This is a genomic window from Bacillus sp. C-3-6 (assembly GCF_054509685.1).
Map to the genome: position 1 here is coordinate 5,101,235 of NZ_CM137247.1, position 20,556 is coordinate 5,121,790.

Genomic DNA, 20,556 nt, shown 5'->3' on the forward strand with positions numbered 1-20,556 from the left:
AACAAAAATAAAACAAAACATCCAAAATGTATAGTTAAAAGTACAAAAATACCGAAAATATATTTTAGTCAGAGGGTTCTAACATATATGTATAAAGAAAACCCTTTCTTAAGAAAGGGCTTTTGTCTCTATTTCTACTGGTTTACGAATTGGAATTAGGATCATAATACAACCAACTAACACCACAATTCCACCTACTAAAAACGGACTTTGTGGTGAAACAGTATGACCGATAATTCCTGATAAAATCGGAGCAATTGCGCCCCCTAACCAACGAACAAAGTTATAAACACCTGACGTAACAGATCTTTCATAAGGTGAAATATCCATTACATAACTTGTATATAATGCATTGTTTAAGCCAGATGCTAATCCTGATAAAACGATAAGAGTAATTTGTAACCACATAATTTTCACAAAGAATAGTGCAATTAAGAAAATCGCAAATACAAGTAAACTACCCTTCAATAATGTTTTTGGTTCATATTTCCCTTCTAGCTTATGTGCTAAAATTGCAGAACCATAAGCTAACGCTAATCCCCATCCGCAAAATACAAAGCCTAATTGAATAGCTGATAAATGCATAATAAGTGGTGAATATGCTAACACAACGAAAAATCCGTAGTAGTATAACATTCCTGAAATCGCACCTTGCATAAACGGTTTATACTTCACCAAGTTAAGTAATTCCCCTACGCCAGCAGCCTTACGCTTCACTTTTCGCTCCGGTTCTTTTACAAAAAAGAATACTAAAATAAATGCTAAGAAAATTAAAATACTCGTCGCGAAAAATGGATAACGCCAAGAATGTCCACCTAATATTCCACCCAATAACGGCCCCCCAGCCATACCTAAGCCGATCGCTGCTTCGTATAATCCTACTGCTTCATGAACTTCTTTACTTAATGCTATTAACAGCGTCATTGCTGTAGCAAAAAACATCGCATTTCCTAATCCCCATCCAGCACGGAAAAGAGATAATTGAGCAATCGTTTGCGATATACCACATATAAACGCAAATACAGTCACAATCGCAAGACCGATTGTCATCATCCGTTTATCACCAAATCTTGATGCAAATATACCAGCTGGTAACATCATGATTGCCATCGTTAAAATATAAGCAGTAAATAACATTTCAACTTGCCAATGCGTTGCACCAATTTTCTCTGCAATAATCGGCAAAATTGGGTCGACTACTCCTATACCCGAAAAGGCAAGGAAGGTAGCCACCACTGTAATCAATCTCCCTATTTTTTGTTTGCTCTCCATTTTGATTACTCTCCTTTTGTGCTCTCTAAAAATGTTACTGCACGATGTAAACTATCTTCAAGTTCTGCCTTTACACGTTGCATTTGCTCCATTTTTTCGTCTAACGTTTGCACTTGTTTTTCAAGCATATCTTTAATTTCTTGAATCACTTCACGATCACGAGGGTTCTCGCTATTTCTTCTTTGCTCCATTCTTTCTTTTAGTGATAAGAAATGCTGCATTTCTTGAAGTGTGATTCCTAGCACTTCTTTCGCTTCTACAATTCTTTTAATTCTGGCAATATCCTCATCCGTATACAGACGAATATTCCCCTCACTACGTTCTGGGGGATGAATTAAACCAATTTCCTCATAATAACGAAGTGTACGTTTTGTTAAACCGACTTGCTTTGTTACTTCATCAATTTTATACATGTTTATTCCTCCCTTCACTTGATTATTACATTTTACGTTAACGTTAACTTTTCTGCAACTGTTAGACTTTTGTAAATGTTTATCATATTCAATTGTATTTTCCCTAAAGCAGTTTCATAATGAAAGAAAAGAGATAATAAGGAGAATTTCACATGAGTAAACCACTTATTTTCGCTCACCGCGGAGTAAAAGGTACACATCCCGAAAATACGATGATTGCCTTCCAAGAAGCAGAACGCATTGGCGCTCACGGAATTGAACTCGATGTCCACTTATCAAAAGATGGTGAACTTGTCGTAATTCACGATGAAACCGTCGATCGTACAACAAATGGCGTTGGACTTATTTCGGAAAAAACGGTAGAGGAATTACAATCATTGGACGCTGGTAGCTATAAAGACCCTTCTTTCCATGAAGCAAAAATCCCAACGTTGCGTGAGGTTTTTATTTGGCTTTCCACAACGAACTTACAACTAAATATTGAATTAAAGACAGATGTTATTCATTACCCAAATATTGAGGAAAAAGCTGTTGCACTTGTGCGCGAATATCATCTTTCTAATCAAATTGTATTTTCATCATTTAACCATGACTCTGTTTCATTATTAGCAGAAATTGCTCCTGAAATCCCAAGAGCAATTTTATATGATACACCGATTGCTGATCCAATTGCCGAAGCAAAACAGAGAAAAGCAAGTGGATTACATCCAAACTTCCAGCTATTAACGAAAGAATTTGTGCAATTAGCACAAGAGCAAGGATATGTTTTCCGTCCATATACAATTAACGAATACAAAGATTTACAAACTATGATTGATTATGGTGTAGATGTCATCATTACCGATTGGCCAGCACGTGCCTTTGAGCTCCTTTCTTAATGGAAGGAGCTTTTTATTTTCGAAATTTCATTGTTTAAAATAAATGAAAACCCTCAATACTAATACAATAACGCTTGTATTAATGAGGGGCTGAAAAAAGATGGATCAGACTATGAATCCAAAACTTAAAAAATATAAACGTCTTTTCTTCACCGCAATGTTTTCTTGCGTCCTTTTCTTCGTTTTTTCTTTTTTTGTTATTATTATAGTCGCAAAAATTATGGGACCTCCTCCTGTTGCGGTCCCACAAACAAGCGTCTTTTACGCAAACGATGATACTGTTATTGGACAAAGTAATGAAATTCAAAAACGTTACAATGTATCTCTCAATGAAATTTCTCCTTATGTAAAAGAGGCGACACTATCTATCGAAGACCAACGATTCTACAAACATCACGGCTTCGATGTGAAACGGATTGCAGGTGCAATTGTTGCTGATTTAAAAGCGATGGCAAAGGTACAAGGAGCTAGTACAATTACACAACAATACGCGCGTAATCTGTATTTAGATCATGATAAAACGTGGAAACGGAAATTATTAGAGGCAATGTACACTGTCCGCCTTGAAGTAAACTATAATAAAAATCATATTTTAGAAGGATATTTAAATACAATTTATTACGGACATGGCGCTTATGGAATCGAAGCTGCGTCCCGTCTATATTTCGATAAAACAGCAAAAGATTTAACATTAGCAGAAGCTAGTATGCTCGCAGGTATCCCGAAAGGGCCAAGTGTCTATTCTCCCTTTTTGAAAGAGGATCGTGCTAAAGGACGACAAGCTCTCATATTAGATGAAATGGTCGAACAAGGATATATTACGAAGCAACAAGCAGCCTTAGCGAAGAAAGAGCCACTAACTTTTGCCTCATTAGATACGAAAAAAGTAGCAGAGGTCGCACCATATTTCCAAGATGCTGTACAAGCTTCGCTTCTTCGTGATGTTGGATTAGACGAACAAGCTTTACAACGGGGTGGCTTGCGAATTTATACAACGCTAGACCCTAAACTACAAGCTGTAGCAGAGCAAGCTGTAAAAGATCATATACCTGACACAACAAACATACAAACTGCTCTCGTCTCTATGAATCCAACGACAGGTGAAGTGGCTGCTCTTGTTGGCGGAACTGATTATACTACGAGTCAATTTAACAGGGCTACACAAGCCGTTCGTCAGCCTGGTTCTACATTTAAGCCATTTCTATATTATGCAGCATTAGAACGAGGATTCACGCCTGCTACGCGCTTAAAAAGCGAATATACTGTATTTACTTTAGGTGACGGCGTTTCAAAGTATAAACCAAAAAACTATAAAGATTATTATGCAGATGATTTTGTAACGATGGCACAAGCTCTCGCAGTCTCTGATAACATATATGCTGTAAAAACGAATTTATTTTTAGGAGATGACGCACTCGCAAAAACAGCAAAACAATTTGGAATTACAAGTGCATTAAAAGATGTGCCTTCTCTAGCTCTCGGCACATCACCCGTAAAACCAATTGAAATGGTTAACGCTTATAGCATGTTCGCAAACGGTGGAAAAGAAGTAAAACCTACTTTCATTCGCCGCATTATGGATCATGAAGGAAATATATTATACGATGCTCATTTAGAGAGTAAACAAGTTCTCGACAAGAGCAAAGCGTTTGTAATGGAAGAAATGATGACCGGTATGTTTAATAAGAAACTAAGCAGTTATGCTGCTGTAACTGGCCAATCGATGTTATCAAAATTATCAAGAACATATGCCGGAAAATCTGGTTCTACTGAAACGGATAGTTGGATGATCGGATTTACTCCGCAAATCGTAACAGGTGTATGGGTCGGATATGATCAACCTAAATCTATTTCAAACGTAGCAGAACAAGGATATGCGAAGAAAATATGGACTGATACGATGGAGAAAGGCTTAGATGGACAGCCCAAAAAAGAATTTAAACAACCAGGTGACGTCGTAGCGGTTAATATCAACCCAGAGAACGGTAAAATTGCTACAAAAAATTGTCCTATTTCTGTGAAAATGTATTTCGCTAAAGGTACCGAACCGACTGAATATTGTATGGATCACGTCGATGATAAAGAAGAATTTGAAAAAACGACTGAAGAAAAGAAAAAAACAAGTTGGTGGAAAAAATATCTTCCTTGGTAAAAAAAATAGCTGACGGGCATCCGTCAGCTATTTTTTATTCACTTAATAATGCACGACGCAATTCTTCACTAGATTCGTTCCAAATCGCTTCATTATGTTCTTTCAAGAACGTACCAAGTACTTTTTTAGATGATTCATCCATATGGTCAACCATAATGTGACGCTTCATTGATTTATCCATTTTGTTTACGTGTTCTGGAAGTGATTTATATCCGCGACGAATTTCACGGTCTACTGTCATTTCACAAGCTGTTACACCTGCGTAATAAGCACCAGTTGCAGTTCTTTCAATCGTTACCCAAACAAGCCAAAATGGTTTTCCGTTTGGAACTTCATCTTTATTTGTTAAAAACTTAATACCTTTTTCTACTGTACTACGCGCATGCATCGCACCGATATCAACGAATGCGGTTTTCTCTAGTACATCAACAAATACAGGTGAAATGTTTTCTAGGCTTAATGCCCCAACACCAAATCCACCATGTCCATCTGTTGAATCATTTTTCACGATATTAAAACCGATTTTTTTCTTTTTCTCTGTCATATGTAAAATCCTCCTCACTTAAAAATTATAAAAGGCCAAAAATAGGCGCAATGATGCTGTCTAAAAATACAAATACATGCGGAATAACTACCTGGAAAATAGGTTGAATTGTGTAATTACTAAGCGGTGTAATAACGAGAATTAATAACGCAATTGCCCCGTATTTTTCATACTGTGTCATTTTTGCGCGAATATTTGCTGGCGCTAAATCTTCCACAACTCGATATCCATCAAGTGGCGGGATCGGTAATAAGTTAAATACAAGTAAAACGATATTCAGCATAATAAAAATCTGGAAAAATTGAGCTAACGTATCTGCCACTGCAGATGGAATTGAGTATAATACACCAAATTTTAATAAGCTATACCAAATAATTAAACCAATTGCACTTAAAATTAAGTTACTAATCGGCCCTGCAATTGACACTAATATACCTGCCAGACGCGGTCTTTTAAAGTTATATGGATTAACAGGAACTGGTCTTGCCCAACCGAATCCAAGAATTAATACTGCAATCAAACCGATAGGGTCTAAATGGGCCATCGGTGATAACGTTAAACGCCCTTGTCTCTTTGCTGTATCGTCCCCAAATTTATATGCAACATATGCATGTGCAAATTCATGAACGGATAGTGCAATAATAATTGCCATTGCTACTAACGGAATTTCGTGCAATGGATATCTAAATAACTGATCCATACTTCATCTCCTCTTCCATATGTCAAAAAAAGAAATTATTTGTTTTTTCGATTGTTCTTCCCCATAATCCGCTATAATAAGAGTGTAACTTACATAAAAGGAGCGATTGTACATGCCATACGTAACAGTGAAAATGCTAGAAGGACGCACAGAAGAACAAAAGAAAGCTCTTGCTGAGAAAGTAACAGCAGCAGTAAGCGAAACAACTGGTGCTCCTGAAGAAAACATCGTTGTTTTCATCGAAGAAATGTCTAAAAACCATTATGCAGTTGGCGGAAAACGCTTAAGCGACAAATAATTTCAAGTTTTTTCATAAGAAGCAGCCATTAGCTGCTTCTTATTTCTTTCCTTCTAACAACTCAATAATTCTCTCTTTATATTTTCCTTTTCTTCCATCTTCATAGATTAAATCATGTGGATAGAATAGCTTTTGATCCGTTCTTTTCTTACCTGTAATCGCCTCAACAATATCCGACTCACGTGAAAGCTCTCTAAGCTCTCCGTTTGGCATAAGAAGTAGGATTGGTAGACGCTCTTCTTCTTCTCCTGCACGATAAAAGTCATACGGTAAGTCTGATGTTGAATCAACTACTAAATAATACTCCGGATCAAGTCCAATCTTTTTAAATAAACTACTTAATTCCATCCAATTATCTAAACCGTGTTTATTTGTAAACTCTACATATTTAAATAGATTTCGATTCATAAAACGGCGGCATAAATCGCTTAAAATTGGATCTTCTTCTTCCTGCCATACTTGGAAGTAGTAATACATAACGTTCTCGTCTAACTTTAAATAATCCTCTACTGTTACTTCTTCTTCAAATAAAGAATAGAAATGAACAGGATGATTTTTAAATGTATAATACTTCTCGTGCAGTGATTTCGCACGGTGTAAAATCTTCGTTAAAATAACTTCTGCACTTCGCGTTACCGGGTGGAAATATACTTGCCAATACATTTGATAACGACTCATAATGTAATGCTCAACAGCATGCATACCACTATTTTTAATGACTACTTGATTCCCATACGGACGCATTACACGCAGTATACGTTCCATATCGAAGTTTCCGTACTTTACGCCTGTAAAATAAGCATCTCTTAATAAATAATCCATACGATCCGCATCAATTTGACTCGAAATCATACTAATCGCTAATTTATTAGTAGACGTTTTTGCAATTACATCTGCTACCTTTTGTGGAAACTCCTTATCAACACGACTTAATACATCATTAATCTCCGTATCGCCAACGATAATCTTTTGCGTAAATTTCTCATGATCTAATGAAAATACTTTTTCAAACGAGTGAGAAAATGGGCCGTGGCCGACATCATGAAGTAATGCCGCACATAAACATAACAATCTATCTTCAGCATTCCAATTTGGTCTGCCATCAAACACATCATCAATCATACGACGAATAATTTCGTATACACCTAACGAATGAGTAAAGCGACTATGCTCTGCACCGTGAAATGTAAAAAATGTCGTTCCAAGCTGCTTAATACGGCGCAAGCGTTGAAATTCTTTCGTTCCGATTAAATCCCAAATAACACGATCACGCACGTGCACATATTTATGTACTGGGTCTTTAAACACTTTTGTTTCGCTGAGTTTGTCGTTTAAATATACCACTTTCCGACATCCCCCTTTCTTTACTACATTCTTACTTTATATTATAAACGAAATGAGAAACAGAAAGAAATGAAAGACTGTATTAATTCCCTTTATAAAAAGAAAAAATCACCTTTACCGAAGTAAAAGTGATTTCCTTTATACATTATTTACCTAAAACGAATTCAGCAACTTCGTCTAAGATCATATCTTTCCCAAGTGGGAAGTAACCTTTGTTTAAGTCTTCATTTTTAATTGTAAATACATGGTTGTTTTTAACAGCGTTCATGTTTTTCCAAATTGATTCTTCTTGGAATTCTTTCAAGCGCTGAGAACCGTCACCAGTTGTAAACACGAATAAGTAATCTGGGTTGTAATCAATTAAAGCTTCTTTTTGTACTTGTACTAACGGTTTATCAGTTGGTGTACCTTTAACTGCTGGTAGTTTTAAATCATTAAAGATTACGCTACCGTAACCGTAGTCACCGTATACACGGAAAGCATTTGGATATGCAGCCATTTTCATGAATGTTGCTTCACCAGTTTTAGCGACGATTTTGTCATGTAATTTGCTTGCTTTTTCATCATACTTTTTGAACCATTCTTTTGTTTCTTTTTCTTTACCAAAGATTTGACCTACTTCTTCAAATTTTGGACGCCATTGATCTAATGGAGTGTTTAACATAACTGTTGGTGCAATTTTAGATAATTGATCATAAATCTTTTCTTGACGATTATTTACAAGAATTAAATCTGGTTTTGCAGCAGCTACTGCTTCGATGTTAATTTTATCGCCCCAAGCAGAACCAACTGGTTTAACGTCTTTTAGTTTCTTTTCAATATGTGCATCAATTTTTTCTTGAGATGTATTAGCAGTAATAACCGGTTTCATACCGAAAATTAATAATTCTTCTGTTGAACCACTAAGGTCAGCAATTTTCTTTGGGTTTGCAGGAATTTTAATTTCCCCTTTTGCATGTTTTACAGTGCGCTCTTCAGTCTTTGCATCTGATTTCTTTTCTTCTTCTTTGTTAGAACAAGCTGCAAATAGTACAGAAGTCACAACTAGTACCATTGCTAATAGTGCCATTTTAAAATTCTTCATGTTCCCACTCCTTCTAGCTGTATTTATCTTATAAGTTACAACGAACTATAAGAAACAAAGATAACAATTAATTAATATATATTTATTAATTGTTGTTAATAACCCATTCTAACGGGCGTTCAACTTCCCATTCTTATATAAGAAGCTCAACGTCCATTAGAAGTCCCCCTCTTCACGAGGGGGTTCTACTTATGCTTTTTTACGCAATTGATTACTAATCATCGCTAAATCATATGTTAAACAAATTGGCTTACAGTTTACTGGACATGGAACGATTTGAGCTTCAATCTCAAATACGTTACGAAGTGTTTCACTTGTCATAACTTCATCTGGCGTTCCTTGTTTCATTAACTTACCTGCTTTTAATGCAATCATATGATCTGAGAAACGGGAAGCGTGATTTAAGTCATGGATAACCATAACAATCGTTCTACCTTCTTCTTCATTTAACTTTTTCAATAAGTTTAATACTTCTAATTGATGAGCCATATCTAAGTACGTCGTTGGTTCATCCAATACAAGTAATTCTGTTCCTTGTGCAAGAGCCATTGCAATCCAAACACGTTGACGTTGACCGCCTGATAGCGCTTCTGCTGGACGATTCGCAAATTCTTTCATTCCTGTCACTTCAAGTGCCCAGTTAATGTAGCGATAATCCTCTTCTTTCAACGTGCCAAACCCTTTTTGATGAGGGAATCTTCCATATGACACAAGCTCAAATACAGTAAGACCCGTTGGCACTTCTGCAGTTTGTGGTAAAATCGCCATTTTCTTTGCAATTTCTTTCGTTGGCTGTTTCTCAATTGCTTTTCCGTCAAGATAAACAGTACCTTGCTTTGCCTTCAAAATACGAGACGCCGTTTTTAATAATGTGGACTTCCCACAACCATTTGGTCCAATAATTGTTGTAATTTTCCCTTCCGGAATTTCAACTGTTAATCCATCAATAATTAAACCTTCATTATAGCCAACCGATACCGCATCCACCGCTAAAGTTGCCATACGAAAAGCCTCCCTTTATTTTGTCCTCATAAGTAAATAAATAAAATACGGTGCACCAATTACAGAAATAACAAGACCGACTGGTATTTCTGAAGTTGTTAGTACACTTCTTGAAATTACGTCTGCGAATAAAAGTAAAAACGTTCCTATTAGCGCAGCTGTGGGCAACATGATTTGATGTTTGCCACCAACAAGGCGCCTTGCTAAATGCGGGGCCATTAAACCGATAAAGCCAATTCCGCCGGCAACAGCAACAGATGCCCCTGCTAAACAAACTGCAATAAATAATAATTTACGTCTTTCTTTTTCTACGTTTACACCAAGGCCAACTGCTGTAGAATCGCCTAGGTTCATTACATTTAATATGTGTGCTTTACTTATAGCAAGCGGTAAGAAAATAACCATCCATGGAAGTACACTTAATACGAATTTCCAATCTGTACCCCATAGACTTCCCGCCAGCCAAATCGTAGCAAAACGAAAATCGTTAGATGTCATCTTCATAGAGAAAATTAAACTAACAGCTCCAAATCCAGCTGCAACGGCAATACCGACTAGTATTAATCGAGTCGATGAAACGCCGTCTTTCCATGCTAGTAAATAAATAATTACCGCTGCTAATATCGCTCCAACTAGTGCGAAGAATGGGAGAATGAATACAGATAAAAATGTACCAGTCCCTACTTTCCCGAAGAAGAAGTAGACGAATATAACAACTGTTAATCCCGCTCCAGCATTAATACCTATAATACCTGGATCAGCAAGAGGATTTCGTGATAAACCTTGCAAAATCGCGCCTGACATAGCTAAAGCAGATCCGACTAGTATAGCAATTACCATACGCGGCATACGGAATTCAAATAAAATAACAGACTGATCTTCAGCCCCAAGTCCAACCAATGACTTTAATACGTCCATTGGCGGGATTTTAAAAGTTCCTGTATTTAAACTAATAAGAAATATAGAAACGATTAGTCCTACTAAAATCGTTAATATAGAAATGTTCTTTTTTGTTAAGACACTCGTCCTCACATCTTTCCTCTCCCTTCATTACGTGCTAAGTAGAGGAAGAATGGAACCCCAATTAGCGCTGTAATTGCTCCAATTGGCGTTTCAAATGGCGGGTTAATAACGCGAGATAACATATCTGCACATTCAATTAACAGCCCACCTAAGACCGCAGAACATGGAATAACCCATCTATAGTCCGAGCCTACGAGGAAACGAGTCATATGCGGAATTACAAGACCAACAAATCCAACTGATCCTGCCATGGAAACTGCGGAACCCGTTAAAACAAGAACAAGTACTGTTCCGATAAATTTAATCAATGTCGTATTTTGACCAAGTCCAATCGCAATTTCTTCACCGAAGCTCAAAATTGTAATATATCTCGACATCATAATTGCGATAAAAAGACAAATAAGGCCAATTGGCACTAACATATTAATACTTTGCCATTTCACTCCAGCGACTCCGCCTGCATTCCACATACTCACCTCTTGGGCAAGATTGAAATACAATGCGATTCCAGATGAAATTGCCCCTAATAAAGCACTAATAGCTGCACCTGCTAAAGCTAATTTCACAGGTGTTAATCCACCTGGTGAAGAAGATCCAATTCCATATACAATGCTTGCACCAAACGCAGCTCCAATAAAAGATGCGATAACAAACATTAAATAAGGTGAATTAGGGAAAAATGCATACATAATTGCAATTCCAAATACAGCTCCATCTGTAATCCCCATTAACGATGGTGAAGCAAGTGGATTTCGCGTCATACCTTGCATAATTGCTCCTGATACCGCTAAAAAGGCACCTGCAACTACGCCCCCTATTGCTCTAGGCATGCGAAGCTCTTGAATTACGTTATGATGTGTAATAGATCCATCAAACTGAAATACAGCTTGCCATACAGTCTTTAAACTAATATCTGCAGCCCCAAAAGAAATAGAAACTGCCATGCTTAAAGCTAACAAAATTGTACCCGCTACTAAAATAATAGAAGCGATGAGCGGTCTGCTCTTAATCTCTTTAACATTCTCTTCTTGCTGTTCTATACTGCTTGCGCTCGCTTCCATCCCTCAACCATCCTAACCAACAACATATATTTATTGAAATGAAATTTATTCTCAAATAGTAATAAAAAAATTAGGTGAATTGTTATTTCCCTGATAATGATTCTCAGAATCAGACACTTCTATTCTACCTATCGCTTTAAAAGACTGTCAACCATTATTTTGAAATATAAATTTATACAAATTGGTATTTTAATACAAAAGTTATGTTCATCCTTTAGAAAATGTTCGTCCACACAAGAGTACTTTCGCAGAATAAATCATTCCTCTTATGGGCATAAAAAAAGAAGAGTAATCTTTTCACTCTTCTTTTTCTTACTTATTTAACTTTGCTTCAATTTTCACGATTAACTCATCTTCTGTTGGAGCCGCAACTGGACGGTTATTTACAAATGCGAATGATTTTTTACGACCAGGACCACAGTAAGACTGACATCCAACTTCAATCGTTGCACATGAATCTACTTTTTTTAACTTCGGAACTAACGTTTTAATGTTCGTTGCCTGACAGTCATCGCACACGCGAAACTCGTTTCCCATTACATAACACTTCCTCTATTTTAAACTTTTCTCAAGTACATTTAAAAATAAACACTAAATGGTATTTTACCGCTCTTTGAAGCTCGTTGCAAGTTTCCCTACAAAGCCTATTCTCTACATAATGATACATATTTATATGCTCTCCTACAGAAGCGCTCACCATTCATGGGAAAATTTTTACCTTTCATCGAAATCTACCATATTTTTAAAAGCTTTGTATAAAAGTTTATTTTTTTGCCCATTATAAAAATAGGAAGTTCATAAAAAGAAAGGGAGTTGAATCTATGAAAGTAAGACAAGATGCTTGGACAGATGAGGATGATTTATTACTTGCTGAAACGGTACTTCGTCATGTTAGAGAAGGAAGTACGCAATTAAATGCATTTGAGGAAGTAGGGGATCAGTTAAATCGTACATCTGCTGCTTGTGGTTTCCGCTGGAATGCTGTTGTTCGCTATAGCTATGAACAAGCTCTTCAACTAGCAAAAAAACATCGTAAAGATAAAATGCGTGCTGCAAGCGGTGAACAAGCGAAAAAACGTTTACTTTATACACCACCAGCTTCAGATTCGATAACTGATTATGAAGAATTAGTACAAGAAGAATCAATCGTACAATATAAAGAAGCTATTCCATATCAAGAATCTACTGCTCCTGCTGCAAGAAGCTCTATGACAATGCAAGATGTTATTTATTTTTTACAAACAGTCGGATCTTCAAATATAAAAGTGACAGCTCTTGAAAACGAGAATACGAGATTGAAACAAGAAATTAAAGCACAAATCCTTCGGAATGAGGAACTAGAAAAGAAACTAGAAAAATTAGAAAAGCAATCTCATACTGTACAAGAAGATTACGAAACACTTATGAACATTATGAACCGTGCTCGTAAATTGGCAGTCATGGATGACGAAGAACGTTCTCAAACATCTTTCCGAATGGACCGAAACGGTAATTTAGAAAAAATTGCAGAATAAAAAGGATGCATGTAATGCATCCTTTTTATTATTTCACCTTTAAGCTCCCCCTTTATATGTGAGAAAACTCCATTCTTCATTTTTTGCTATAATAGAGATTGTCATTTTAAAGATAAGGGGTTAGTTATATGAGCAATTCCCGTTCCATTTTATCTCAGCCAGAGTGGCGCATTGTAGATCAGTCTAGTTTGGGACCAACATTCCATGCACTTCAGTCATTCGCAATGGATGACACATTATGCACAAGCATTGGAAATGGCAAGTCAGCCGCAACAATGCGTTCTTGGGTTCATCACAATACAATTGTCCTTGGCATTCAAGATTCACGCCTTCCGCATTTAGAAGAAGGTATTTCTTTTTTAAAACAAAACAACTTCAATGTTATTGTTCGTAATTCTGGCGGGCTTGCGGTCGTGCTTGATGAAGGTGTTTTAAATGTATCACTTTTATTTCAAGAAACAGAAAAAGGTATCGATATTGATCTTGGATACGATACGATGTGGCATTTAATTAAGGAGATGTTAAAGGATTACAACGTTACTATCGAGGCAAAAGAAATTGTTGGCTCTTACTGTCCTGGTAGTTATGACTTAAGTATTCGCGATCAAAAATTCGCTGGTATTTCACAACGTCGTATTCGCGGCGGTGTCGCTGTCCAAATTTATCTCTGTGCTACCGGAAGTGGCTCTGAGCGTGCCGCACTCGTTCGTGATTTCTACAACCTAGCAATTCAAGGAGAAGAAACACGCTTTACGTACCCTGAAATTGTACCAAGTACGATGGCCTCACTCTCAGAATTACTTGGCGAAACCATTACAGTACAAGATTTAATGATGCGTCTTTTAAAAACATTGCAGCAATTCGCTCCAAAGTTAACACCATCTCAATTAACAATAGATGAGATTCCTTTATATGAGACGAATTTACAACGTATTATTGATCGTAATAATAAAGCACTTGGCTTAGAAAAATAAAGACCGTCGCTATAATAGCGACGGTCTTTATTTCAATTCATTATAGAATTAAAGTGCTTGAGCTGCTGTAATTAAAGCTAACTTGTACACTTCTTCTTCGTTACATCCACGAGACAGATCATTTACAGGCATGTTTAAGCCTTGTAAGATTGGTCCTACTGCTTCGAAGTTACCTAAACGTTGAGCGATTTTGTAGCCAATATTACCAGCTTCTAAGCTTGGGAATACGAATACGTTAGCATCACCTTTAATTGTAGAACCTGGAGCTTTTTTCTCAGCTACAGATGGTACGAATGCAGCATCGAATTGGAATTCTCCATCTAAAGTTAACTCAGGAGCCATTTCTTTTGCAATGCGAGTTGCTTCTACAACTTTTTCTGTTTCTGGAGATTTCGCAGAACCTTTTGTAGAGAAGCTTAACATAGCAACGCGTGGATCAATGCCGAATAACTCAGCAGTTTTCGCACTTTCGATACCGATTTCAGCTAAATCTTGGCTGTTTGGTGCAATGTTAATTGCGCAATCAGCGAATACATATTTCTCTTCTTCACGTACCATGATGAATACGCCAGAAGTTTTTGTAACGCCTGGTTTTGTTTTAATAATTTGAAGTGCTGGACGAACTGTATCAGCTGTAGAGTGAGCTGCACCACTTACTAAACCGTGTGCTTTGCCCATGTATACAAGCATTGTACCGAAGTAGTTTTCGTCTTTAAGGATTTTGCGAGCGTCTTCTTCAGTTGCTTTACCTTTACGGCGTTCAACGAAAGATGCTACCATTGCATCCATTTCTTCGTATGTAGCTGGGTCGTAAATATCAACGCCTGCTAATGTTAAATTCATGCTAGCAGCTTTTGCGCTAATTTCTTCCTTATTACCAACTAAGATTGGTTTTACTAACTCTTCTTTTGCTAAACGCTCTGCAGCGCCTAAAATTCTTTCATCAGTTCCTTCAGGAAGTACGATAGAAATGCCTTTTCCTTGAACTTTTTCTTTTACTGTTGTAAATAAGTTGCTCACGAATAAACCCTCCTACATATGTTAAAAAAACTCTATCTTTAAGAATACTGCTTTTCTTCTATATTTTAAACTTATAGCTCCCAAAAAATAGATAAAATAAAAATGATTATATTTTCATAAAATTCAGCCGTTAAATTCACCTTGCTTAAACACTTAAATGTGACAATTTTATGCGCCAAGGTTTTATATAGATGATTTTAAAACTATATATGCTATAGTTAACGTGTAAAACTATCATTAACTGAGGTGAATAGAATGAGTGAAGCAACAACAACGTTAGATGGCTGGTATTGTTTACATGATTTACGTTCTATTGATTGGGCTGCATGGAAAACATTATCTAGCGACGAACGCGGACAAGCAGTGTCTGAATTTTTAAATGTCGTTGAAAAATGGAACGAAGTAGCTACTGCGAAAAAAGGTAGTCACGCAATGTATACAGTTGTTGGCCAAAAAGCTGATATTATGCTTATGATTTTACGTCCAACAATGGAAGAGTTAAATGAAATTGAGACAGAATTGAATAAAACAACTTTAGCTGAATATATGGTTCCTGCATATTCTTACGTATCTGTTGTTGAATTAAGCAACTACCTTCCAGCTGATGAGGATCCATACCAAAACCCGCAAATTTTAGCTCGTTTATATCCTGAATTACCGAAAGCAAATCATATTTGCTTCTATCCAATGGATAAGCGTCGCCAAGGTGATGACAACTGGTACATGCTTCCTATGGAAGAACGTAAAAAAATGATGTACAGCCATAGTAAAATTGGTCGTCAATACGCAGGTAAAGTACGCCAAGTGATTTCAGGATCTGTTGGATTCGACGATTTCGAATGGGGCGTAACATTATTCGCTGACGATGTTCTTCAATTTAAGAAACTTATATACGAAATGCGCTTCGATGAAGTAAGTGCTCGTTATGGTGAATTTGGAACATTCTTCGTTGGAAACATTTTACCAGACGAAAAAGTAGAGAAATTTTTACACATATAAATGGTGAAAAGGAACGAAATTCGTTCCTTTTTTTATTCTTCTCTATATTTATCCTCAAAAATCTCCTTTTTTCTGTACTTTTGAAGAAAAACCAACATTTTTTCAAATTTCTTGTAAAATTGTAACCTTTTTATATGTAAAGATATGCTAAAATGATACGAGCTATATGCTAAATAACGATGCGAAGGTGATAATCTATATGAAAAAAATCTTGTCTATTTTACTATTGCTTGTATTGTCAATTTCTTCCTTAGGAGTAATAACATCCCATGCGGAAGAAAAAATACATATTGAGGCGGCTGCTGCACTTTTATTTGATGCAGATACAGGAAAAATACTTCACGAGCAAAATCCAGATGAATTGCTAGCTATTGCTAGTATGTCAAAATTAATTGTTGTTTACGCTGTTTTAGAAGCAATTAAAGAAGGAAAAATCACATGGGATACGAAAGTAAATATTTCTGATTACGCTTATGAAGTCTCTCGTAATAATGAATTCTCTAATGTACCGTTCGAAAAAGGACGTCAATATACTGTAAAAGAATTATATCATTCCATTGTTATATTCTCTGCAAATGGATCTAGTATTGCTTTAGCAGAACTTCTTGCAGGAAGTGAGAAAAACTTCTTAAATCTTGCAAATGAACATGCTAAAAAGCTAGGATTAAAGAAATATAAATTTGTAAACGCTACTGGCTTAAATAACGCTGACTTAAAAGGAAAACATCCTGAGGGTACTGATCCAAATGCAGAAAACTCTATGTCAGCTCGTGATATGGGTATGCTTTCAAAAGCAATGATTACAAAGTATCCAGAAATGCTAGAGGATACAAAACAAAGATTTAGAAACTTCCCAGACAATCACCCAAAACCAATTCGTATGGAAAACTGGAATTGGATGTTACCAGGAGCTGCTTTCGCTTATGAAGGTACTGATGGTTTAAAAACCGGAAGTTCTGATACAGCTGGATACGGATTTACCATTACTGCTAAACGTGGTGATGTACGTCTTATCTCGGTTATTATTAAAACAAAATCAATGGATGAACGTTTCACGGAATCTCGTGAATTAATCGAATATGGATTTAATAACTTTGAAAAACAAAAACTAAAAGTTAATAAAAACAATACAATCTCTGTAGTAAAAGGGAAAGAAGACCAAGTAACTGTTGCACCCGAAAAAGAAATAACAGTAATTGCGAAAAAAGGTAGCAAAGAGCCTTATAAAATTGGAACTGAATTAGATAAATCTCTTTCTGAAGATGGACATTTAGTTGCTCCTATTAAGAAAGATACCAAAGTAGGCTCAATTACTTTAGAATCAACTGATAAATATGGTTTCTTAGACGGTAGTAAAAGTATGAAAGTTACTGCAAAAACGACAGAGGAAGTTGAAAAAGCAAATTGGTTTGTGTTAACAATGCGCTCTATTGGTGATTTCTTCTCAAACTTATGGTCTAAAGTTTTTTAATAAAAAAGCTGGCTCACGCTAGCTTTTTTTATTTTCCGCTCTCAATGTAAAACTTCGTTTGGTTGTCATATCTGAGCCCTTTTCCTCATACGTATGAACTAGTAATTGTTACACACTTCATCTAGAGATAAACCTCTTTCCAAAAGGTATTCCAAAAAGAGAGGTGACACATAATGGGCGTTATTGCTTATAACGAAGAAGATGTAAAGTTGTTGGCTAGACTGATGCGTGCTGAAGCCGAAGGAGAAGGGCAACAAGGAATGTTAATGGTCGGAAACGTTGGGGTAAATCGTGTCCGCGGAAATTGTTTAGACTTTAAAAGCATTCGTAATTTACGTCAAATGGTTTATCAAAACCCCGGCGGTTTTGAAGCAACGCAAAAAGGATATTTTTATCAACGGGCACGCGAACAAGATATTGCCCTAGCGAGACGGACCATTCAAGGGCAACGTTTTTGGCCTGCCAACTTTGCCTTATGGTTCTTTAGACCTGAAGGTCCTTGTCCACCAACTTGGTATAACCAACAAAACTCTGGTCGCTTTAAAAAGCACTGCTTCTTCCAGCCATCTGCTGGAGACTGCCCTAGCGTATATTAAGGAATAAAAATGAGGAGGGATTTTTGAATGGCACAGCAACAAAATCCGTACTATGGAACAGGTTTTTATCAACCATCTGGAACTTATGTCCAACCGCAACAAATGACTCAACAACAGCAGCAAGCAATGCAACAACAAACAGCTCAAGCTGCGCAAGCTCAATATGCAATTTCTCAAGGCATGTTACCTCTAGAGCAATCCTATATTGAAAATATCCTTCGTTTAAACAAAGGTAAGCAAGCTACAGTTGTAATGACTTATGAACGTGGCAGTTCCCTTGGTACACAATCTTATACAGGTATTATTGAAGCAGCTGGCCGTGACCATATCGTTATTAGTGAACCGCAATCAGGAAAACGCTATTTACTATTAATGATCTACTTAGATTACGTAGAATTTCCAGAAGAAATTACGTATTTACCTAGTCAACAAGCAACTTATACTCCAAGACCATAAAAAAAGCTGGCAAATGCCAGCTTTTGTTTTTTATAATCCTTTTACAACTGCAGTCCCTACTAGAATCCACGCCACAATAAACGCTACACCACCAAGAGGTGTAATTGGGCCAAAGAACTTAATGCCTGTCGTACTTAATGCATACAAACTACCTGAGAACATAATAATCCCAGCTACCATTAGCCAACCAGCAGTAGTTAAAAGTGATGATTGAACCTTATCCATCAATAAAGCAACTACGAATAATCCACCTGCATGAAACATCTGATATGTAACGCCTGTTTTCCAAACTTCTAACATTTTCGCAGAAATTTTATTTTCTAAACCGTGTGCTCCAAAGGCCCCTAACGCAACAGATAGCCCCGCTGCAATACAACCTAGTAAAAAGAAAATTTTCATCTTAATTCCCCTTTTTTACCTTTATCATAAGCAATTTTTTCATATAAGCCAAACGATTTAATTCTTAAAAATCAAATAAAGAATTACCATTTGCACCTTCTTCTTTTATATACACAGGTTCTCCAGAAACTGGTATAACTGGTTGAACTGTTGTTATAGGCTGTGATCCAATTACTTGCGATTGAATTTGCGGCTCCCTATACGTAGAAGATCCAACCTGTTCATCTAATAGTAAATCGCATAAAGCACGCACAACTAATAAATGTTCTTTTGACTTTTGTCCTTCGCTACTTTTTGCCTTCGCAATTTCATTCGCCATTTTATTTAAAATCTTGTCACTAGATATTTGCATTCCTTATCACCTCGTACTTTGTAATTCTTTCTCAAATTGTCCCAGTTTCTCTACTGAACCAAATACTATTATCATATCATGTTCTTGTAGTTTTTCCTGCCCTGTTGGATTATGTATAATATTACCATTTCTTGAAATCGCTAATATCGTTACATCAAACTGATTCCTTACATTACTCTCTAGTAACGATTTACCGACTAGTATTGAATCTTTGCCAACTAGAATTTCTTCAATGACAAATGACTGTTCTACTCCATACAACACTGTATCAATATAATGAACGGTTAATGGATTTGCAATACCTTTTGCTATATGAATACCTGCCATACTAGATGGATTAATAACCTTATTTGCACCAGCACGCCTTAATTTCTCTTCAGTTTCTGGCTTTTCAGATCTCGCCACAATTTTAATCGTATCGTTTAATCCTCTTGCTGTTAATGTAATAAATACATTTTCGGCATCATTTGCAACAATAGCAACTAAACCAGCTGCTTTTAAAATTCCGGCATTATGTAATACTTGATCTTCCGTTGCATCTCCATGTACAAATAAAAGCTTTTCCTGCTCCAATATACTTTCATCTTTATCAACAACGACAAATGGAATGTTCTTTTCTTGCAATTCATGTACAACTTGAAGCCCCACTCTACCGCAACCACATACTATAATATGATTTTTCAACTGCGCTATTTGTTTATCCATCTTCTTCCTCCGTACTGCATGAAATAAATTCCCTTCAATAATCATAGCTGCCACTACCCCAATTGCATACGTAACAATACCTACACCAACAGGAATAATAAGGAGCGCAAATACTTTCCCTGCTTGCGTTACAGGAACGGCATCTCCGTATCCAACAGTCAATACAGTAATCATCGTCATCCAAAATGCTTGAAACAAACTAATCTCTTCAATTGTCATAAATCCTATCGTTCCTAGAATTACAACAAAAGTCATACATATAACTGCTATCCATAATTGCTTACGTGCATTCATACCGT

At 36.5% G+C, this 20,556-nt stretch carries 23 protein-coding genes; 9 read left to right on the plus strand and 14 right to left on the minus strand.

From position 1 onward, the window contains the following. Window positions 1-108: 108 nt before the first annotated feature. Both ACW0JX_RS26240 and ACW0JX_RS26245 read right to left on the minus strand, forming a co-directional pair. Window positions 109-1,272 (minus strand): MFS transporter, encoded by a 1,164-nt coding sequence (locus ACW0JX_RS26240; protein WP_459245226.1) that lies wholly within the window; start codon window positions 1,270-1,272, stop codon window positions 109-111. A 5-nt stretch (window positions 1,273-1,277) separates the two neighbouring features. Beyond that, window positions 1,278-1,685 carry a MerR family transcriptional regulator gene (locus tag ACW0JX_RS26245; protein ID WP_000276560.1) on the minus strand — a complete coding sequence of 136 codons (408 nt, stop codon included), beginning with the start codon at window positions 1,683-1,685 and terminating at the stop codon, window positions 1,278-1,280. Window positions 1,686-1,837: 152 nt separating this feature from the next. Here ACW0JX_RS26245 and ACW0JX_RS26250 point away from each other — a divergent pair, with 152 nt between their 5' ends. Continuing rightward, window positions 1,838-2,563 (plus strand): glycerophosphodiester phosphodiesterase, encoded by a 726-nt coding sequence (locus ACW0JX_RS26250; RefSeq protein WP_048656344.1) that lies wholly within the window; start codon window positions 1,838-1,840, stop codon window positions 2,561-2,563. 100 nt (window positions 2,564-2,663) lie between these two features. Further along, complete coding sequence (locus ACW0JX_RS26255; protein WP_000372960.1) at window positions 2,664-4,715, plus strand: transglycosylase domain-containing protein; 2,052 nt, start codon at window positions 2,664-2,666, stop codon at window positions 4,713-4,715. A 34-nt stretch (window positions 4,716-4,749) separates the two neighbouring features. On the opposite strand, the gene ACW0JX_RS26260 is transcribed toward ACW0JX_RS26255, so the two are convergent. After that, window positions 4,750-5,259, minus strand: coding sequence for a YwhD family protein (locus tag ACW0JX_RS26260; RefSeq protein ID WP_000136683.1), 510 nt, complete (start codon window positions 5,257-5,259; stop codon window positions 4,750-4,752). A 25-nt stretch (window positions 5,260-5,284) separates the two neighbouring features. Beyond that, window positions 5,285-5,959, minus strand: a complete 675-nt coding sequence (locus tag ACW0JX_RS26265) for a site-2 protease family protein (protein WP_000372445.1) — start codon at window positions 5,957-5,959, stop codon at window positions 5,285-5,287. A gap of 112 nt (window positions 5,960-6,071) precedes the next feature. Here ACW0JX_RS26265 and ACW0JX_RS26270 point away from each other — a divergent pair, with 112 nt between their 5' ends. Beyond that, the gene (locus ACW0JX_RS26270; RefSeq protein WP_001147171.1) at window positions 6,072-6,257 is read left to right on the plus strand and encodes a 2-hydroxymuconate tautomerase; all 186 of its coding nucleotides are present in this window, start codon (window positions 6,072-6,074) and stop codon (window positions 6,255-6,257) included. Window positions 6,258-6,296: 39 nt separating this feature from the next. Here ACW0JX_RS26270 and ACW0JX_RS26275 read toward each other — a convergent pair whose 3' ends face one another. The 6 genes from ACW0JX_RS26275 to ACW0JX_RS26300 all read right to left on the minus strand — a co-directional run bounded on the left by ACW0JX_RS26275 (window position 6,297) and on the right by ACW0JX_RS26300 (window position 12,308). After that, on the minus strand, window positions 6,297-7,601 hold the full coding sequence (locus ACW0JX_RS26275) for an HD domain-containing protein (protein WP_322375673.1): 1,305 nt from the start codon (window positions 7,599-7,601) through the stop codon (window positions 6,297-6,299). Between the two features lie 145 nt (window positions 7,602-7,746). Further along, window positions 7,747-8,685: an ABC transporter substrate-binding protein gene (locus ACW0JX_RS26280; RefSeq protein WP_086404462.1), complete on the minus strand. Its 939-nt coding sequence runs from the start codon at window positions 8,683-8,685 to the stop codon at window positions 7,747-7,749. 189 nt (window positions 8,686-8,874) lie between these two features. Beyond that, window positions 8,875-9,687, minus strand: a complete 813-nt coding sequence (locus ACW0JX_RS26285; RefSeq protein ID WP_000212068.1) for an ABC transporter ATP-binding protein — start codon at window positions 9,685-9,687, stop codon at window positions 8,875-8,877. A 15-nt stretch (window positions 9,688-9,702) separates the two neighbouring features. Then, entirely contained in the window at window positions 9,703-10,719 is a 1,017-nt protein-coding gene (locus ACW0JX_RS26290) for a FecCD family ABC transporter permease (RefSeq protein WP_001260757.1), read from the minus strand. Further along, entirely contained in the window at window positions 10,716-11,771 is a 1,056-nt protein-coding gene (locus tag ACW0JX_RS26295) for a FecCD family ABC transporter permease (RefSeq protein WP_000388293.1), read from the minus strand. The genes ACW0JX_RS26290 and ACW0JX_RS26295 overlap by 4 nt, the downstream gene beginning before the upstream one ends. A gap of 312 nt (window positions 11,772-12,083) precedes the next feature. Next, window positions 12,084-12,308 (minus strand): YuzB family protein, encoded by a 225-nt coding sequence (locus tag ACW0JX_RS26300; protein ID WP_000526071.1) that lies wholly within the window; start codon window positions 12,306-12,308, stop codon window positions 12,084-12,086. A 284-nt stretch (window positions 12,309-12,592) separates the two neighbouring features. On the opposite strand from ACW0JX_RS26300, the gene ACW0JX_RS26305 reads away from it, so the two are divergent. Together ACW0JX_RS26305 and ACW0JX_RS26310 are read left to right on the plus strand one after the other, a co-directional pair. After that, window positions 12,593-13,285 carry an RsfA family transcriptional regulator gene (locus ACW0JX_RS26305; RefSeq protein WP_000868358.1) on the plus strand — a complete coding sequence of 231 codons (693 nt, stop codon included), beginning with the start codon at window positions 12,593-12,595 and terminating at the stop codon, window positions 13,283-13,285. Window positions 13,286-13,413: 128 nt separating this feature from the next. Further along, window positions 13,414-14,259 (plus strand): lipoate--protein ligase family protein, encoded by an 846-nt coding sequence (locus tag ACW0JX_RS26310; protein WP_459245227.1) that lies wholly within the window; start codon window positions 13,414-13,416, stop codon window positions 14,257-14,259. 48 nt (window positions 14,260-14,307) lie between these two features. Here the strand turns inward: ACW0JX_RS26310 and pta are convergent, their stop codons facing one another. Continuing rightward, the gene (gene pta, locus ACW0JX_RS26315) at window positions 14,308-15,279 is read right to left on the minus strand and encodes a phosphate acetyltransferase (RefSeq protein WP_000067215.1); all 972 of its coding nucleotides are present in this window, start codon (window positions 15,277-15,279) and stop codon (window positions 14,308-14,310) included. A 255-nt stretch (window positions 15,280-15,534) separates the two neighbouring features. On the opposite strand from pta, the gene hemQ reads away from it, so the two are divergent. The 4 genes from hemQ (at window position 15,535) to gerQ (ending at window position 18,801) form a co-directional block, all read left to right on the plus strand. Further along, a complete protein-coding gene (gene hemQ, locus ACW0JX_RS26320; RefSeq protein WP_001287595.1) occupies window positions 15,535-16,278 on the plus strand; it encodes a hydrogen peroxide-dependent heme synthase in 744 nt (247 codons plus the stop codon). 199 nt (window positions 16,279-16,477) lie between these two features. Continuing rightward, entirely contained in the window at window positions 16,478-17,749 is a 1,272-nt protein-coding gene (locus ACW0JX_RS26325; protein ID WP_459245228.1) for a serine hydrolase, read from the plus strand. A 173-nt stretch (window positions 17,750-17,922) separates the two neighbouring features. Continuing rightward, window positions 17,923-18,345 carry a cell wall hydrolase CwlJ gene (cwlJ, locus tag ACW0JX_RS26330; protein ID WP_000538168.1) on the plus strand — a complete coding sequence of 141 codons (423 nt, stop codon included), beginning with the start codon at window positions 17,923-17,925 and terminating at the stop codon, window positions 18,343-18,345. A 27-nt stretch (window positions 18,346-18,372) separates the two neighbouring features. Further along, complete coding sequence (gene gerQ / locus ACW0JX_RS26335) at window positions 18,373-18,801, plus strand: spore coat protein GerQ (protein ID WP_000068652.1); 429 nt, start codon at window positions 18,373-18,375, stop codon at window positions 18,799-18,801. A 30-nt stretch (window positions 18,802-18,831) separates the two neighbouring features. Here the strand turns inward: gerQ and ACW0JX_RS26340 are convergent, their stop codons facing one another. From ACW0JX_RS26340 to ACW0JX_RS26350, 3 genes are all read right to left on the minus strand, one after another. Next, window positions 18,832-19,200 carry a DUF423 domain-containing protein gene (locus ACW0JX_RS26340; protein ID WP_000688315.1) on the minus strand — a complete coding sequence of 123 codons (369 nt, stop codon included), beginning with the start codon at window positions 19,198-19,200 and terminating at the stop codon, window positions 18,832-18,834. A gap of 64 nt (window positions 19,201-19,264) precedes the next feature. Next, window positions 19,265-19,552, minus strand: a complete 288-nt coding sequence (locus ACW0JX_RS26345; protein ID WP_459245229.1) for a YwdI family protein — start codon at window positions 19,550-19,552, stop codon at window positions 19,265-19,267. A 6-nt stretch (window positions 19,553-19,558) separates the two neighbouring features. Next, on the minus strand, window positions 19,559-20,551 hold the full coding sequence (locus tag ACW0JX_RS26350; protein WP_000993985.1) for a potassium channel family protein: 993 nt from the start codon (window positions 20,549-20,551) through the stop codon (window positions 19,559-19,561). Window positions 20,552-20,556 lie beyond the last annotated feature (5 nt).

Excerpts from the sequence above, each read along its gene's own strand:
- ACW0JX_RS26240 (WP_459245226.1), bottom strand. The coding sequence starts at position 1,272 with ATGGAGAGCAAACAAAAAATAGGGAGATTGATTACAGTGGTGGCTACC.
- ACW0JX_RS26245 (WP_000276560.1), bottom strand. The coding sequence starts at position 1,685 with ATGTATAAAATTGATGAAGTAACAAAGCAAGTCGGTTTAACAAAACGT.
- ACW0JX_RS26250 (WP_048656344.1), top strand. The coding sequence starts at position 1,838 with ATGAGTAAACCACTTATTTTCGCTCACCGCGGAGTAAAAGGTACACAT.
- ACW0JX_RS26255 (WP_000372960.1), top strand. The coding sequence starts at position 2,664 with ATGGATCAGACTATGAATCCAAAACTTAAAAAATATAAACGTCTTTTC.
- ACW0JX_RS26260 (WP_000136683.1), bottom strand. The coding sequence starts at position 5,259 with ATGACAGAGAAAAAGAAAAAAATCGGTTTTAATATCGTGAAAAATGAT.
- ACW0JX_RS26265 (WP_000372445.1), bottom strand. The coding sequence starts at position 5,959 with ATGGATCAGTTATTTAGATATCCATTGCACGAAATTCCGTTAGTAGCA.
- ACW0JX_RS26270 (WP_001147171.1), top strand. The coding sequence starts at position 6,072 with ATGCCATACGTAACAGTGAAAATGCTAGAAGGACGCACAGAAGAACAA.
- ACW0JX_RS26280 (WP_086404462.1), bottom strand. The coding sequence starts at position 8,685 with ATGAAGAATTTTAAAATGGCACTATTAGCAATGGTACTAGTTGTGACT.
- ACW0JX_RS26285 (WP_000212068.1), bottom strand. The coding sequence starts at position 9,687 with ATGGCAACTTTAGCGGTGGATGCGGTATCGGTTGGCTATAATGAAGGT.
- ACW0JX_RS26295 (WP_000388293.1), bottom strand. The coding sequence starts at position 11,771 with ATGGAAGCGAGCGCAAGCAGTATAGAACAGCAAGAAGAGAATGTTAAA.
- ACW0JX_RS26300 (WP_000526071.1), bottom strand. The coding sequence starts at position 12,308 with ATGGGAAACGAGTTTCGCGTGTGCGATGACTGTCAGGCAACGAACATT.
- ACW0JX_RS26305 (WP_000868358.1), top strand. The coding sequence starts at position 12,593 with ATGAAAGTAAGACAAGATGCTTGGACAGATGAGGATGATTTATTACTT.
- ACW0JX_RS26310 (WP_459245227.1), top strand. The coding sequence starts at position 13,414 with ATGAGCAATTCCCGTTCCATTTTATCTCAGCCAGAGTGGCGCATTGTA.
- hemQ (WP_001287595.1), top strand. The coding sequence starts at position 15,535 with ATGAGTGAAGCAACAACAACGTTAGATGGCTGGTATTGTTTACATGAT.
- ACW0JX_RS26325 (WP_459245228.1), top strand. The coding sequence starts at position 16,478 with ATGAAAAAAATCTTGTCTATTTTACTATTGCTTGTATTGTCAATTTCT.
- cwlJ (WP_000538168.1), top strand. The coding sequence starts at position 17,923 with ATGGGCGTTATTGCTTATAACGAAGAAGATGTAAAGTTGTTGGCTAGA.
- gerQ (WP_000068652.1), top strand. The coding sequence starts at position 18,373 with ATGGCACAGCAACAAAATCCGTACTATGGAACAGGTTTTTATCAACCA.
- ACW0JX_RS26340 (WP_000688315.1), bottom strand. The coding sequence starts at position 19,200 with ATGAAAATTTTCTTTTTACTAGGTTGTATTGCAGCGGGGCTATCTGTT.
- ACW0JX_RS26345 (WP_459245229.1), bottom strand. The coding sequence starts at position 19,552 with ATGCAAATATCTAGTGACAAGATTTTAAATAAAATGGCGAATGAAATT.
- ACW0JX_RS26350 (WP_000993985.1), bottom strand. The coding sequence starts at position 20,551 with ATGAATGCACGTAAGCAATTATGGATAGCAGTTATATGTATGACTTTT.